This is a genomic window from Helicobacter pylori, from assembly GCF_015904775.1.
Lineage (GTDB): Bacteria > Campylobacterota > Campylobacteria > Campylobacterales > Helicobacteraceae > Helicobacter > Helicobacter pylori_DM.
This window is the reverse complement of sequence record NZ_JADZNC010000034.1, coordinates 1-955: the sequence shown is the minus strand read 5'-3', so window position 1 is coordinate 955 and position 955 is coordinate 1. Positions and strand designations below refer to the sequence as shown.

The window sequence follows — 955 nt, the reverse complement described above, 5'->3', positions numbered from 1 at the left end:
TCATCCTAAAACAACGCTATAAAATCATTCTCCACCAAAACCCCAACGAATTTTCAGATCTCGTCTTTGGCAGTCCTATTGGATCAGCCAGAAAAATCCTCTCTTATCAAAACACTAAAAGAGTGTTTTACACCGGTGAAAATGAAGCGCCTAATTTCAACCTTTTTGATTACGCCATAGGCTTTGATGAATTAGAGTTTAACGATCGTTATTTGAGAATGCCTTTGTATTACGCTTATTTGCATTATAAAGCCGAGATTGTTAATGACACCACTTCACCCTATAAACTCAAAGCTGACAGCCTCTATACTTTAAAAAAACCCTCCCATAAATTTAAAGAAAACCACCCACATTTATGCGCGCTAATCAATAATGAAAGCGATCCTTTGAAAAGAGGGTTTGCCAGTTTTGTAGCAAGCAACGCTAACGCTCCTGTTAGGAACGCTTTCTATGAGGCTTTAAATTCTATTGAGCCAGTGGCTTCGGGAGGGAGCGTGAAAAACACTTTAGGCTATAACGTCAAAAACAAAAGCGAGTTTTTAAGCCAATACAAGTTCAATCTGTGTTTTGAAAACACTCAAGGCTATGGCTATGTAACCGAAAAGATCATTGACGCTTACTTTAGCCACACCATTCCTATTTATTGGGGGAGTCCCAGCGTGGCACAAGATTTTAACCCTAAGAGTTTTGTGAATGTTTGTGATTTTAAAAACTTTGATGAAGCGATTGATTACGTGCGATACTTGCACACGCACCCAAACGCTTATTTAGACATGCTCTATGAAAACCCTTTAAACACTATTGATGGGAAAGCTTACTTTTACCAAGATTTGAGTTTTAAAAAAATCCTGGATTTTTTTAAAACGATTTTAGAAAACGACACGATTTATCACGATAACCCTTTTGTTTTCTATCGTGATTTGCATGAGCCGTTAATATCTATTGATGATTTGAG

1 protein-coding gene is annotated in these 955 nt (G+C 37.3%); it reads left to right on the top strand.

Features of this window, described 5'->3' with window-relative positions:
- Window positions 1-955 (top strand): glycosyltransferase family 10 domain-containing protein (locus I6852_RS07870; protein WP_197292081.1); only part of this gene is annotated, 955 nt, incomplete at both ends.